Below are 12513 nucleotides of genomic sequence, written 5' to 3' on the forward strand. Positions count from 1 at the left end.
GCGGAGCGATGACATGACGGACTCATTGATGACGGGCTGGTCGGAAGCGCAGGCTGCGGGGAGCATGGCGCTCTACCGGCGCGTGCTGGGGCTGAACCTGATCCTGCATCTGCTGATCGGCCTTTCCTGCATATTCCTGCCCCACTGGTTCTCCGATCTGGTCGGGCTGCCGGAGCCGTTTCCGGTCGGCTGGGTGAGGGGGTGGGGCGCAACGCTGATCCTCGTCACGGCGCTTTATATCCCGGGATACATCCATCCGGGTTTTCGGCGGGCGCCCAACGTCATCGGAATCCTCGGCAGGCTCTGGATGGCGATCGTTTGGACGTTCTGCGGCGGCGGTTTCCTCTGGCTCGCGCTGTTCGACTTCGTGTTCTTCCTGATCCTCGCCTTCCTCTATCTGAGGTTCCTGCAAGCCACGTTGATGAGCAGGCCGTAAGATCGGCAGCCCGAAGGGCTGGGCTGTTACGCGGCATGCTCAAGCAGCCGCATCGCCGATGCTTGACAGGACCAGTAATTTTTCCCAAGTCTTGGCGATGAACCGCGCCGACTGCATCGTCCGGATTTTGAACAAGGTCTGCCCGATCGCGGGCAATTGACCCCGGCCTGGCCATGTCGCGCCCGGCCGAGGGCGCGGATTTCCCTACGGGGAAAAGGCCACCGAAGCGACAACCCGAATTTTTCATTTTTTCTGCTCTCGCGCCGCGGGGGCGCACGCACCACAAGGAGGGCAATGTGGCCCCCGCAGACAGCAAGCGGCGCAAGCCGGCGATCACCATCTCCAGATCGGACCACGAGACGCTTGCGCGGCTCGCGGATGTGATCGCCGAGCGCAATCCCGCAGTGGCTGAAGAACTGACGGCCGAACTCGACAGGGCGCGCGTCGTCGCCGACGCCAGCATGCGCGACGATGTCGTGCGCATGGGGTCGACGCTCAGCTACGCGACCGATACCGGCGAGACCCGCACGGTGACGCTAGTCTTCCCTGCCGAGGCCGACATCTCCGCAGGCCGGGTGTCCATCCTGACGCCGATCGGCGCCGCCCTGATCGGGCTGTCTCCCGGCCAGTCGATCGACTGGGAGGCGCGTGACGGCCGCGTCCATCGGCTGACCGTGGAGAGCGTCGAGCGCCCCGCCGGTGCCGGTGGCTTGCAGCAGGCGTCGTGAGCAGGCCCTCGCGTCTCGCCCTCTTCGGAGGTTGTCTCATCGCAGGCTCGTGAGCCCTGCGCCGCGCTCGCGCGGGCAGGGTTTCTCCTCATTCTTCGCCAGAAAACCGGCCCGTTTGCGCGGGTACGATGGAGAATCACGGTGCCGCACGAGACATGCATCCTTACCGCCAAGGATTTCACCATATTGGAGGTCATGCTCGACCGCTGCCAGGGGACTGACGATCCAATGAGGGTGCTGCTCAGCCGCAAGATCGAAGCGGCAAGCGTGGTGTTCCGAGACGACATTTCGCCTGATGTGGCGACGCTGAGCAGCCGGGTGACCTTCAGCGTCGACGGTCGCGAGCCCGACACGCGTATCCTCTCGCATGACCGCCTGAGTTCGCCACCAGGCATCTTCCTGCCGATCACCACCGCGCGCGGGCTCGCTTTGCTGGGCTTGTCTGCGGGCCAGGCACTCAGCCTGCCGAAGCCGGACGGCGGCGAGGAGCGCATTGTGCTCGAGGCGGTGCTTTACCAGCCGGAAGCGGCCAAAAGGGAGAAGGACTTGCTGGCTAGGCTGGCGACGCCAGCCGCACGGAGAGCGTCACTGCGTGTCATCGCGGGGGGAAACAGCGGACAGCTTGCAGGGTCTGGAGCCCGGACCTTGGCAGCGGACGGTTTCGACGATCCTGGCCCCTCGGCCGCCTGAACCTCGGGCCAAGCCGGAGCCTTGCCCGGCAACTAGCCCAAGCTTGCTGATTCCTCAGTAATACGACCAGTACCAGACCCATACCCGCCTGCGGCGGCAGCGCCGGCGCCAACGGCCATGATACCACTCACGGCGGCAATACCGTCTCCAGACCCGCCGTCTGCGGCGCCGACGGCGACGATGGTGCCCGCGACGGTGATTGATCGGTTCGGCTTCAAGATTTCCTTCCAGCTCTTCCGCGGGTGCATCCAATTCATCGAGAATTCCCCTGCCGGTCGGAATCCCCGCCTGGGCGCTGTCCGTCATGACCACGCTCGATAGCGCGGTCGCGCCCGCCAGGCCGAGCATTCCGGTAAGGAACAATCGCCGATCCATCATGACATCTCCCGCTCCATAGCTTCGTGCATGCGGCAAGGCCGCAGGGCCATCCTGGGACCACGCAGCCATGTTCACGAACGTCAGTCGCCGCGGACGGTTCCGCGATCGGCGCACCGACGGGTATCGCGAGATTGGTTTGAAGGCGCCGCAGCGTTGCAACGCTAACGACGACAAATGTATGATCGACGCAGAGTTAAGTCATTGAGCTGACTGGTTGCGACGGGCTATCTGGCCAGACCCACCATAAAAAAGACTGGGGCGATTGGGGTGGTAGCGGAGGAGGGATTTGAACCCCCGACACAAGGATTATGATTCCTCTGCTCTAACCAACTGAGCTACTCCGCCGAGTAGACGGGACTTCGACAGCCGCAAGGCTTGCCGAGGCATCCGCCAAGGTCGCGCGGATATAAGGTTCGACCGGCGAGGCTGTCAAGCTTGCAAAAGCCGTGGATCATGCGTCTTTTCAGGGTCGCAGCTAGCCAGGAAAGCGGGATAATCCTCCGGCTGTCCCGACGGCGGGGTTGAAGAAGAGCCGTTCGCGGCAAATCGTCCGGCGTCCGGCCGTGAATGGCTGGCGGCTTGAGTTCGTTCCGGTGCGCCGTTATGTGTCCGTCACATTCTTCCTGAGCTGGCAAGTGATGAAACCGCGCATAGCAGTCCTTGGATGCGGATACTGGGGCTCGAACCACATCCGCACGCTGAAGGCGCTGGGTGCGCTGCACGCCGTGTCCGACGCCAACCGCGCCCGGGCCGAAGGCTTCGCCAGCGAGCAGGACTGCCTTGCGATCGATCCGGACGCCCTGTTTGCCCGTGACGACGTCGACGGCATCGTCATGGCGCTGCCGCCGCAGTTTCACGCCGATGCCGCCGTGCGCGCGGTCGAAGCGGGCAAGGACGTGCTGGTCGAGAAGCCGATCGCGCTGACCGTCGCCGATGGCGAGCGGGCCGTGGCGGCTGCCGCTGACCACGGTCGCATTTTCATGGTCGGCCATGTGCTGCGCTTCCACCCTGCCTTCGAGAAGCTAAAGGAGCTGATCGACGCCGGTGAACTCGGCGAGGTGAAATATATCCATTCGCACCGGCTGGGACTCGGCAAGTTCCATACCGAGAACGATGCGCTGTGGGATCTGGCGCCGCACGATTTGTCGATGATCCTTGCCATCACGGGCGCCGCGCCGGTCGAAGTGCGCGGCGAGGGAGCGGCGCTTCTCGACCGTCTCAGCGATTTCGCGCATGTGCACATGCGTTTCCCGAACGGCCTGCGCAGCCATCTCTTTGCGTCGCGGCTCAATCCCTATCGCGAGCGCCGGCTGACGGTGGTGGGCACCAAGGCGATGGCTGTGTTTGACGATGTCGAGCCGTGGGAGAGGAAACTCGCCGTCTACCGGCATGCGGTGTGGCAGGACAGCGGCCAGTGGGCCTTCACCGCCAACGAGCCGTCCTATGTGGCGGTGGAGCAGGGCATGCCGCTGACGCGCGAGCTCGAGCATTTTCTCCATTGCATCGAGACGCGCGAGGCGCCGCGCACCAGCGGCGAGGAGGCGATCACTGTGCTCAGGATTTTGACGGCAGGCACGGTCGTTCACGTCTAGAATTAGGTGGCGGGCCTGGGCCAGAACCACCACACAAGCAGGCCGGCCGAGACGATCCACAACAAGATGATGGCAAGCGCGCCGGCGCGGCTGACCGGCCTGGCCTCCATCCGTGCGGCTTCGGCCCGGAACTCCTGCATGAGGCTGGACGGTACCAGCCTGACCACGATCCAGATGCCCAGCGGGACGATGACAAGGTCGTCGAGATAGCCGAGGACCGGGATGAAATCCGGAATGAGATCGATGGGGCTGAGCGCATAGGCGGCAACCAGAGCCGCCATCGCCTTGGCGTACCAAGGCGTCCGTGGATCGCGCGCGGCAAGAAACAGGGCGATGGCGTCGCGCTTGATCGTCCTTGCCCAGCCCTTGAGACGGGCAAGCATGGCCTGGACGCTATTCGGCCGGGATATGCGCCGGCATCGAGGCGAGGCGCGACAGCATGGCTTCGGCCTCCTTGCCGCGCTCGGAGCGCTCTATGAAGCCGCCGCCATAGACACGGGCGTCGTTGCCGTCGTCGCTGTAGAGCACACAGGCCTGGCCGGGCGCGATGCCGGATTCACCCTCGCCAAGCTCGACCCAGACCGCGCCGTCGCCGTGATGCAGCATCGCCGGGCGCGGAGGCCGCGTCGAACGGACCTTGGCGTAGAGCTCTATGCCCTCGGGCGGAACGTCGGACAGCGGATCGTCGCCCAGCCAGTTGACGTCGCGCAGGTAGATCTTGTGCGTCTCCAGCGCCTCGCGCGGGCCGACGATGACACGCGCCCGGTCGGCGTCGAGATGGACGACATAAAGGGGTTCGCCCGAAGCGACGCCGATGCCGCGGCGCTGCCCGATCGTGTAGCGCAGGATACCGTCGTGACGGCCGAGCACGCGACCGTCGATGTGGACGATGTCGCCGGGATTGGCCGCTGCGGGCCTGAGCTTGGCGATGATGTCGGAATACTTGCCCTGCGGCACGAAGCAGATGTCCTGGCTGTCGGCCTTGGCGGCGACGGTGAGGCCCATCTCCTCAGCCATCGCGCGGACTGCCGGCTTCGGCATGCTACCGAGCGGAAAGCGCAGATAGTCGATCTGCGCCTGGGTGGTGGCGAAGAGGAAGTAGCTCTGGTCGCGCTCGGCGTCGACCGGCCGGTAGAGGGCGCGGTGAGCGCCCCCAGGACCGGCACCTGCACGGCTGCGGATGTAGTGGCCGGTGGCGAGCGCATCGGCGCCGAGTTCCTGCGCCGTCGCCAGAAGATCGGCGAACTTGACGGTCTGGTTGCAGGATACGCAGGGGATCGGGGTCTCGCCGGCGACGTAGCTCGCGGCGAAGGGATCGATCACCGCCTTGCGGAAACGCTCCTCGTAGTTCAGCACGTAATGCGGGATGCCGAGCGTCTCGGCGACGCGGCGCGCATCGTCGATGTCCTGTCCCGCGCAGCAGGAGCCGGTGCGGTGCACGGCGGCGCCGTGGTCATAGAGCTGAAGCGTCATGCCGATGACGTCGTAGCCCTCGCGCTTCAGGAGGCCGGCGACGACGGACGAATCGACGCCGCCCGACATCGCCACCACGACGCGGGTTTCTTCGGGCCTTCCGGGAAGGTCGAGGCTGTTCATCGAATTGCTGTTCCGTTGCGCGACGGGCAGGCGCCTATGGAGCGAATATAGGTCAAGCTTATCCGGCTCGCCAATACAACCGCCGCTCTATGCCGTTCTCACGGCGGACAGGCACGTTCCGTCAAATCCAACCGAAATCCCTAACGGTCGATTCAGGAACGTTACTTACCCATTAGGGAGAGCTTAGGCAATTTTTAAAGCTGTGGCGTTATTGTGACCGTGATTGCGTCGTAGCGTTTGTGGTTGTGTAGAGAGTAAGATGACCGATCTGATTAGACCGCGCGTCAAATATGTGATTGGCCCGGACGGCAGTCCGTTGACCATCGCAGATCTCCCGCCGTCGAATACGAGGCGTTGGGTCATCCGGCGCAAGGCCGAGGTCGTTGCGGCGGTTCGCGGCGGCCTGCTCAGCCTCGACGAAGCATGCCAGCGCTACAAGCTTACGACCGAGGAATTCCTGTCCTGGCAGGCCTCGATCGACGAATACGGCCTTGCCGGGCTGCGTACGACACGCATCCAGCAGTACCGGCACTAGCCGACAGAGCGGCGGATCCGCCCGGGTCGCCGATGCCGCTCACCATCTCCCTGCCTTCGCTTGTCTGTCCCTGCGGGAAGACCTTCCGCTTGTAACGCGATGTCGTTCAGGCTTCGCGCTTGACGAGCGCGGATGCCGTGGCGGTCAGCAGGGCCGAAGCGGCGAAGAACCACAATCCAGACTGGCTGAGAGCCGTGGCGAGGCCGCTGGTCTTGGCCGCGAAGATCACCAGCGCCACCAGCACGACGTCGAGCATCGACCAATTGGACAGGGCCCGCAGCCATGCGGGAACGCCATGGTGAGCATCGCGTTCGCCATAAGCTGCGACGTGCAGCAGGCCGAGCTTCAGGCAAGGCAAGACGATCGAGAACAGCGCGATCACGGTCGACAGCAGCATCTCACCCTCCCACCACAGTCCGGAGACGATGGCGAGAAGTGACGGTTCGTCGGTGAAGAGGAGCAGGCGGTCTATGCGGATGAGCGGCAGGACCAGGCCGAGGCCCAGCGACAGCGTCGATGCAAAAAGGACAATCGGGAGGAAGAGGCGCATCGCCGAGCCATAGCCGAAGGCGCAGGCCGGCGGAAGGAGGGTGCCAGGGCCGGGATTACCCGATCATTGCGCTGCGCAGCGGCACTTCGGCGTCGCGGCTCCGGGCGTCCCGGGATTCGAGCGCCTCGGCCTTGGAAAGCTCCGCTTCAGCTTCGGCGAGTAATGATTCTGCCGTGGTTCGCTGCTGCAGGAGATCCTGCTGCGAATTCATCAGATTGTCGCGGCGGAGCCGGGCTGCCTTGGCGAAGGTCGGATAGGCGAAATGGTTGATGTCGGTGATGCCGGCCTTCTTCTCCTCGGCGGCGATCTGGAGTTCCAGCTCGCTGGCCATGCGCTCGAACTCGGCGATCATCATGTCGAGCTGCAGCAGCTGCCGGCGCTTGTCGCTCACCTGAAACTGCTTCAGCCGAACGAGGTTCTCACGTGCCTTCATAATCCGAAACTCCCGGAAACACTGACGCCCTTAACCACAAAGCTCCCGCGCATACGAAGGCCCCCGCGCCGCACGATAGGAAACAAATTCCTAAGATATTTCGCCGGCGGTAACCATTCGTTTACGCGCATTGTTAATCATACGGGTCAGGACTTAAGGCAGGGTAAAAATCCATTCTCGCATCTGCATGGAATCACGACATTCGTACGGCAGGCTTACGGACTGCTATTAATGCAGAACGTTAAGAATTCCGCACACAGATTCAGCTTTAGATTCAATATGGTGTATTCGCAGGCTAAAGGACGGATTTTCACTTGCCAGACCGAATTAGGTTTTGTTAACCATTCGGTGGCAGCTTCTGATTCAGGCACACACTGCTCCGATACCGGGTGCCCGCATGAGACGGTCCGGCAGCAGAAAAGGGGAATAGAATGCGCGTTCTGCTGATAGAAGACGACAGTGCAACCGCACAGAGCATCGAGTTGATGCTGAAGTCGGAAAGCTTCAACGTCTACACCACCGACCTCGGTGAAGAAGGCGTCGATCTCGGTAAGCTTTACGACTACGACATCATTCTTCTCGACCTCAACCTCCCCGACATGTCGGGTTATGAAGTCTTGAGAACACTTCGCCTTTCCAAGGTGAAGACGCCGATCCTCATCCTCTCCGGCATGGCCGGCATCGAGGACAAGGTCCGCGGCCTCGGCTTCGGCGCCGACGACTACATGACCAAGCCGTTCCATAAGGACGAGCTGGTGGCGCGAATCCACGCGATCGTGCGCCGCTCGAAGGGACATGCCCAGTCGGTCATCACCACGGGCGATCTGGTGGTTAACCTCGACGCCAAGACGGTCGAGGTCGGGGGCCAGCGCGTGCACCTGACCGGCAAGGAATACCAGATGCTGGAGCTGCTCTCGCTGCGCAAGGGCACCACGCTCACCAAGGAAATGTTCCTCAACCACCTTTATGGCGGCATGGACGAGCCGGAGCTGAAGATCATCGACGTCTTCATCTGCAAGTTGCGCAAGAAGCTCGATGCGGCGTCCGGCGGGCAGAACTATATCGAGACGGTATGGGGCCGCGGCTATGTGCTGCGCGAGCCCGAAGATATCCGCGAGAGCGCTTGAGCGTTTCGCTATGGCAGAACGAAGACCCGGCCTTGCCGGGTCTTTTGCTTTTCAGGCTATTGAAAACGCTGGTTTTTTGCCTCAGGCCGCAGTCTGGAACACGCGAAAACGGTCCAGCAGCTGAGGTCGGTTGAAGGGCTTCAGCAGATATCCTTGGGCGCCGGCGCGTTTCGCCCGCATGATGGCGGCGATGTCGACCTCGGCCAGACACACCGCGATCTGCGGCTTGACCGGGCTGTCGATGCCGCGCACGCGGCGGATGAATTCCACAGCTGTCATGTCGGGCAATCCGCCGTCCACGACGATGATGTCGGGCATATCGCCGACGCAGATGGAGATCGCGTCGAAGCCCGTTGACGCCTCCATGACCTGGAGATCCGGGCCGCCGAGAATGCGCTTCGCCACTTTCCGGACCACGGCTGAATCATCAACGAAAAGGCAGCGCTTCATGTCCCGGTCCCTGCATGCGACTGCCGGGATGTGGGCAGCCGGCGTCGTCTGCGACCATAGCCGGGCTGCGTAAACAAGCGGAAAAGCAGTTAGGTAAAATTTTGGAAAATGCCGGCAAGGGCGGAGTTTTTCTTTGCCTTGCCGGATCAATACTTGGTTCGTCAGTGTTCGTGGCTGGCCCACAAAGACGGACTGCCAAGGGGAATCCCGTCAAGCGGCGGTCAGCACCACCTCTTCGGCGTTGGCATGGATCGAGATCGTCATGCCCGCCTCGCGCGCCAGCAGAAGCGTGTAATAGGGCTGTACGGAATGCGCGTCGATCGGTTCTTCCGGCTTGCGCCCCGAGTGCAGCTCGAGGAATTTCGGCGGCACGCGCAGCATCGGTCCACTCGAAGCGAGGGTGAATTTCGGCTGGCTGTGGACGTCGTCGAGCGTAACCACGATCTTGCCGCCGCGAGGGATTGCCGCCAGCGCCACCAAAACGAGGTTGAGGAGCAGCTTCACCTGATTCTTCGGAAGCAGGGCACGGCCGCCGCTCCAGACGAGCTCCGGCTTCTCATTCGCCAGGAACGCCGTGGTCACGGCCTCGGCGTCGCCGGTATCGATCTGCATGCCGGCCGAGCCCGCCGCTCCAAAGGCGATACGGGCGAACTGGAGGCGGGCCGAAGCATTCTTCGCGCTCTGCCGGATGAGGTTCATGGCGTCCTCGTCGGCACCGCCCTCATCGAGCAGTTCGAGCCCGTTGTTGATCGCTCCCACCGGTGAAATGATGTCGTGGCATACGCGGCTGCACAAAAGCGCCGCCAGATCCGGCGCGGAAAGCGTAAAAAGTTCAGACATCTATCGGATTATCCCCTGAAATCGACAGGTCAGCTTCGCCGCCCGCTGCGAATCACGTCCGCGCCCCGGCAAGCATAGGTATACGCCAAGCCTGACAGCGGCAACATTTTGCGGAAGTCGAGCACGCGCGGTCGGCACCGAGGCGACGCGGACGGCCTTCGATCCGCCATCTTCGCCATGCTTAACAGTTGGAAAAGGAATGGGGCATAGTTTGTCCGTGATTCCCATCAAGCGGCCGTGACAAGAGCCGCAGCGGGGCAAGGCGTCGGCGAAGAAGGCTCCCGGACGGAGATTGGAAGCATGTTTTCCCGACTGAAGAACCGGATCTCGCTCCGGATCATCGCATCCCTGTTTGCACTGTCGTGCATCATCGCGTTCTCGGCTACTCCGTCGCGGGCGCAGGAATACACGGCCGATGAAATCGTCGAATCGGGTCACCGGTTCTTTGGGGCGACATCGGGCGGCCTGGCGAGCGTCGTCGAGCATATCTTCGCGTCCTACGGCCTGCCGAACGGCTACGTTCTCGGCGAGGAAGGCTCCGGTGCGATCATCGGCGGCCTGACCTATGGCGAGGGCACGCTCTACACCAAGAATGCCGGCGACCATAAGGTGTTCTGGCAGGGACCTTCGCTCGGCTGGGATTTCGGCGGCCAGGGGTCTCGCACGATGATGCTGGTCTACAACCTCGACGACGTGCCCAATCTCTACAACCGTTTCGCCGGCGTCGCGGGTTCCGCCTATGTGGTGGCCGGCCTAGGCTTCAACGTGCTGAAGAACGGCAACATCATGCTGGTGCCGGTGCGTACCGGCGTCGGCGCCCGCCTCGGCGTCAATGTAGGCTATCTGAAGCTGACCGACCGGCCGACCTGGAATCCGTTCTGATCTCAGTATAGTCCGGGCAGGCATGTTCCACGGGCGGCCCTCGGGCCGCCCGTGCCATGTCGAGGGGCACCAGTCCGGCGGTACGGTGCGCGTACCGGCATTAATTCTCGCGGCAGTACTGGATTTCGCCCCTCGCACCGTGGCAAAAGCGGTACCGGCCGGCGTTGCCCGCGAGCACGGAAGAAACCATGCAGTCCAGCCTTGTCTTCGTCCTCGGCTTTCTGTCAGCCGGCTTCATCGCGCTGATCGTGGCGCCGATGGTCTGGCGCCGGGCCGTCGCGCTGACGCGCCGGCGCATCGAGGCATCGGTGCCGCTGACGCTGACCGAGATCCAGGCCGACAAGGACCGCATGCGCGCCGAATTCGCAATGGCGACACGGCGGCTGGAGATCAATTTCAAGAACTTCCGCGAGAAGGCGGCGGCGCAGATCGTCGAGATCAACCGCAACCGCGAAGAGCTGAAGCAGCTGATGTCGGAGCGCCAGGAGCGTCACGAGGCGCTGACGCGGCTGGAGGTGCAGGCGGGTGAGATACGTTCGGAGCTTCGCCGCCGCGAGGACGAGCTGCAGGTGCTGACCGAAAAGCTCGAGGAGGCGGAGAACCTCCTGGAGCGGCGAGCCACCGAGATCGAGAAGCTCGGCCGGATGTACGACGATGCGAGCTTCACCGCCTCCAACCGGCAGGTCGAGATCACGGCGCGGGAAGGCGAAATCGAAAAGCTCAACAACGACATGGCGACGCTGCGCAGCGAACGGCGCGAGATCGATCGCCGCAGTCAGGAAATCGGCGCCGAGAGCCAGGCCGGCCGCGAGGCGCTGAAGGCCGAGCAGGAAAGGGCGCTCGCGCTGGAGGCGCGCATCGAGCGGCTGCTGGCGACCATCGCCGACCGCGACGAGAAGATCGATCGCGGCGAGCGCGAGGTCACGCGCATGCGCGACAGCGTCAAGGCAAGCACCGGTGCTGAAGGTGAATTCCAGGCGCAGATTGCGGCGCTGCAAGCCGAGAAGGCGAAGCTCGAAAGCGAAAAGGCCGAGACTGCCGACCAACTCGCGACTTACGCGACCGGCGCGAAGCAGAAGGAGATGGAGAAGCTGATGGCCAAGCTGTCGGCCGATCGCGATCTCCTCGAAGAGCGCTTGAAGGTGCTGACGCGGGAGAACCGGAAGCTGAAGGTGGACGTCGCCGTCCACGAGCGGACGAAATCCGAGGAATGGAATGGCGGACGGCGGCAGAGCGCGGTCCTGCGCGAGCAGATGAACGAACTCGCGGCCGAGGTGGTCAAGCTCACCGCCGCGCTGGAGGGACCGAACTCGCCGATCGACAAGGCGCTGGGTCCGGCCGGCGAGGCCGACAACGACGCCGACGGGAAGATCACCAGCCTCGCCGACAAGGTGCGTGCGCTGCAGAAGGCAGCCGCGACCGGCTGACTATTTCGCGTCGCCGAAGCGGTGGAGCGCGACCGCAGACGCCGCCGCGACGTTCAGACTGTCGAAACCTTCAACGATGGGGATGCGGACCGTCCGAAGCCGCGACAGCAGATCGTCGGGAAGTCCGTCGCCCTCCGTACCCAGATAGAGCGCCATGCGGTCGGGCCGCGAGGCGACACGTATGTCGGTCGTCCCCGAAGGCGAGAGCGCGGCCTGTCCGAAACCCGCCTTGTCCAGAAGCGCGACGATCGAGCCCGCATCGGAGCCGGTGGCGAAGGGGACCTTGAGCACCGCTCCGACCGACACGCGAATCGCCTTGCGGTAGAGAGGATCGCAGCAGGTTGCGTCGAGAAGCACGGCGTCGGCGCCAAAGGCCGCTGCATTGCGGAAGATGGCGCCGACATTGTCGTGGTTCGAGAGACCGACCGTCACGACGACAAGTGCGCGCTCAGGCAACGAGGCGAGAAGTTCTTCCGGGCTATCGGCCTCACGCTTGCGGCCAACGGCCAAGATTCCGCGATGGATGTGAAAGCCCGCGATGGCATCCATGACCGGCTGCGACGCAGTATAGACCGGCAACGACGATGGTGCGCGCCGGAGCGTGTCGGCGAGGCCCGGCAGTCTGTTCTCCAGCACCAGCACCGATTCCGCTACGAAGCGCGCCGCCGAGAAAAGCACATTGAGCACGACCTTGCCCTCGGCGATGAAGCGGCCCTGACGGCCGGCAAGGTCGCGTTCGCGAACCGACAGATAGGGGGCGACGCGCGGATCGGCAGGATCGTCGATGCGGATGGTTTCCATGGTCAGCCGTCTGACAGGCTTCCGGCACATCGGCAAGACCGGTAACCT

16 protein-coding genes and 1 tRNA gene are annotated in these 12513 nt (G+C 63.5%); 8 read left to right on the plus strand and 9 right to left on the minus strand.

Annotated elements, in window-relative coordinates:
* Nucleotides 1–13 precede the first annotated feature (13 nt).
* From D8676_RS10825 to D8676_RS10835, 3 genes are all read left to right on the plus strand, one after another.
* Entirely contained in the window at nt 14–436 is a 423-nt protein-coding gene (locus D8676_RS10825) for a hypothetical protein (protein ID WP_121580874.1), read from the plus strand.
* A 296-nt stretch (nt 437–732) separates the two neighbouring features.
* Nucleotides 733–1164, plus strand: a complete 432-nt coding sequence (gene rnk / locus D8676_RS10830; protein ID WP_245426721.1) for a nucleoside diphosphate kinase regulator — start codon at nt 733–735, stop codon at nt 1162–1164.
* Nucleotides 1165–1305: 141 nt separating this feature from the next.
* Nucleotides 1306–1854 (plus strand): nucleoside-diphosphate kinase, encoded by a 549-nt coding sequence (locus D8676_RS10835; RefSeq protein WP_245426722.1) that lies wholly within the window; start codon nt 1306–1308, stop codon nt 1852–1854.
* A 54-nt stretch (nt 1855–1908) separates the two neighbouring features.
* Here the strand turns inward: D8676_RS10835 and D8676_RS10840 are convergent, their stop codons facing one another.
* Together D8676_RS10840 and D8676_RS10845 are read right to left on the minus strand one after the other, a co-directional pair.
* Nucleotides 1909–2232, minus strand: a complete 324-nt coding sequence (locus tag D8676_RS10840) for a protamine-2 (modular protein) (RefSeq protein WP_245426724.1) — start codon at nt 2230–2232, stop codon at nt 1909–1911.
* A gap of 268 nt (nt 2233–2500) precedes the next feature.
* Nucleotides 2501–2577 (minus strand) — tRNA-Met (locus D8676_RS10845).
* Between the two features lie 293 nt (nt 2578–2870).
* Here D8676_RS10845 and D8676_RS10850 point away from each other — a divergent pair.
* Entirely contained in the window at nt 2871–3824 is a 954-nt protein-coding gene (locus D8676_RS10850; protein ID WP_121581093.1) for a Gfo/Idh/MocA family oxidoreductase, read from the plus strand.
* A 2-nt stretch (nt 3825–3826) separates the two neighbouring features.
* On the opposite strand, the gene D8676_RS10855 is transcribed toward D8676_RS10850, so the two are convergent.
* On the minus strand, nt 3827–4207 hold the full coding sequence (locus tag D8676_RS10855) for a DUF1232 domain-containing protein (protein ID WP_121580876.1): 381 nt from the start codon (nt 4205–4207) through the stop codon (nt 3827–3829).
* Between the two features lie 10 nt (nt 4208–4217).
* Nucleotides 4218–5420: a tRNA 2-thiouridine(34) synthase MnmA gene (mnmA, locus tag D8676_RS10860; RefSeq protein ID WP_121580877.1), complete on the minus strand. Its 1203-nt coding sequence runs from the start codon at nt 5418–5420 to the stop codon at nt 4218–4220.
* Nucleotides 5421–5679: 259 nt separating this feature from the next.
* On the opposite strand from mnmA, the gene D8676_RS10865 reads away from it, so the two are divergent.
* Complete coding sequence (locus tag D8676_RS10865; protein WP_121580878.1) at nt 5680–5955, plus strand: DUF1153 domain-containing protein; 276 nt, start codon at nt 5680–5682, stop codon at nt 5953–5955.
* 106 nt (nt 5956–6061) lie between these two features.
* Here the strand turns inward: D8676_RS10865 and D8676_RS10870 are convergent, their stop codons facing one another.
* Together D8676_RS10870 and D8676_RS10875 are read right to left on the minus strand one after the other, a co-directional pair.
* The gene (locus tag D8676_RS10870) at nt 6062–6505 is read right to left on the minus strand and encodes a paraquat-inducible protein A (RefSeq protein ID WP_121580879.1); all 444 of its coding nucleotides are present in this window, start codon (nt 6503–6505) and stop codon (nt 6062–6064) included.
* A 55-nt stretch (nt 6506–6560) separates the two neighbouring features.
* Nucleotides 6561–6938 carry a flagellar export protein FliJ gene (locus D8676_RS10875; protein WP_121580880.1) on the minus strand — a complete coding sequence of 126 codons (378 nt, stop codon included), beginning with the start codon at nt 6936–6938 and terminating at the stop codon, nt 6561–6563.
* Nucleotides 6939–7369: 431 nt separating this feature from the next.
* Here D8676_RS10875 and ctrA point away from each other — a divergent pair, with 431 nt between their 5' ends.
* The gene (ctrA, locus tag D8676_RS10880; protein WP_121580881.1) at nt 7370–8065 is read left to right on the plus strand and encodes a cell cycle two-component system response regulator CtrA; all 696 of its coding nucleotides are present in this window, start codon (nt 7370–7372) and stop codon (nt 8063–8065) included.
* Between the two features lie 81 nt (nt 8066–8146).
* Here ctrA and D8676_RS10885 read toward each other — a convergent pair whose 3' ends face one another.
* Both D8676_RS10885 and D8676_RS10890 read right to left on the minus strand, forming a co-directional pair.
* A complete protein-coding gene (locus D8676_RS10885) occupies nt 8147–8515 on the minus strand; it encodes a response regulator (protein WP_121580882.1) in 369 nt (122 codons plus the stop codon).
* 210 nt (nt 8516–8725) lie between these two features.
* Nucleotides 8726–9355, minus strand: a complete 630-nt coding sequence (locus tag D8676_RS10890) for a histidine phosphotransferase family protein (protein ID WP_121580883.1) — start codon at nt 9353–9355, stop codon at nt 8726–8728.
* Between the two features lie 300 nt (nt 9356–9655).
* Here D8676_RS10890 and D8676_RS10895 point away from each other — a divergent pair, with 300 nt between their 5' ends.
* Complete coding sequence (locus D8676_RS10895) at nt 9656–10237, plus strand: EipA family protein (protein WP_121580884.1); 582 nt, start codon at nt 9656–9658, stop codon at nt 10235–10237.
* A gap of 188 nt (nt 10238–10425) precedes the next feature.
* Entirely contained in the window at nt 10426–11664 is a 1239-nt protein-coding gene (locus D8676_RS10900) for a hypothetical protein (protein ID WP_121580885.1), read from the plus strand.
* On the opposite strand, the gene D8676_RS10905 is transcribed toward D8676_RS10900, so the two are convergent.
* Nucleotides 11665–12465, minus strand: a complete 801-nt coding sequence (locus D8676_RS10905) for an RNA methyltransferase (RefSeq protein WP_121580886.1) — start codon at nt 12463–12465, stop codon at nt 11665–11667.
* Nucleotides 12466–12513 lie beyond the last annotated feature (48 nt).

Source organism: Mesorhizobium sp. YM1C-6-2 (assembly GCF_003666685.1).
GTDB lineage: Bacteria > Pseudomonadota > Alphaproteobacteria > Rhizobiales > Rhizobiaceae > Mesorhizobium_K.

Bases quoted from the DNA above. Each gene is read 5' to 3' on its own strand.
- D8676_RS10825 (WP_121580874.1), top strand. From the start codon at position 14: ATGACGGACTCATTGATGACGGGCTGGTCGGAAGCGCAGGCTGCGGGG.
- D8676_RS10840 (WP_245426724.1), bottom strand. From the start codon at position 2,232: ATGATGGATCGGCGATTGTTCCTTACCGGAATGCTCGGCCTGGCGGGC.
- D8676_RS10850 (WP_121581093.1), top strand. From the start codon at position 2,871: ATGAAACCGCGCATAGCAGTCCTTGGATGCGGATACTGGGGCTCGAAC.
- D8676_RS10855 (WP_121580876.1), bottom strand. From the start codon at position 4,207: ATGCTTGCCCGTCTCAAGGGCTGGGCAAGGACGATCAAGCGCGACGCC.
- mnmA (WP_121580877.1), bottom strand. From the start codon at position 5,420: ATGAACAGCCTCGACCTTCCCGGAAGGCCCGAAGAAACCCGCGTCGTG.
- D8676_RS10865 (WP_121580878.1), top strand. From the start codon at position 5,680: ATGACCGATCTGATTAGACCGCGCGTCAAATATGTGATTGGCCCGGAC.
- D8676_RS10870 (WP_121580879.1), bottom strand. From the start codon at position 6,505: ATGCGCCTCTTCCTCCCGATTGTCCTTTTTGCATCGACGCTGTCGCTG.
- D8676_RS10875 (WP_121580880.1), bottom strand. From the start codon at position 6,938: ATGAAGGCACGTGAGAACCTCGTTCGGCTGAAGCAGTTTCAGGTGAGC.
- ctrA (WP_121580881.1), top strand. From the start codon at position 7,370: ATGCGCGTTCTGCTGATAGAAGACGACAGTGCAACCGCACAGAGCATC.
- D8676_RS10885 (WP_121580882.1), bottom strand. From the start codon at position 8,515: ATGAAGCGCTGCCTTTTCGTTGATGATTCAGCCGTGGTCCGGAAAGTG.
- D8676_RS10890 (WP_121580883.1), bottom strand. From the start codon at position 9,355: ATGTCTGAACTTTTTACGCTTTCCGCGCCGGATCTGGCGGCGCTTTTG.
- D8676_RS10895 (WP_121580884.1), top strand. From the start codon at position 9,656: ATGTTTTCCCGACTGAAGAACCGGATCTCGCTCCGGATCATCGCATCC.
- D8676_RS10900 (WP_121580885.1), top strand. From the start codon at position 10,426: ATGCAGTCCAGCCTTGTCTTCGTCCTCGGCTTTCTGTCAGCCGGCTTC.
- D8676_RS10905 (WP_121580886.1), bottom strand. From the start codon at position 12,465: ATGGAAACCATCCGCATCGACGATCCTGCCGATCCGCGCGTCGCCCCC.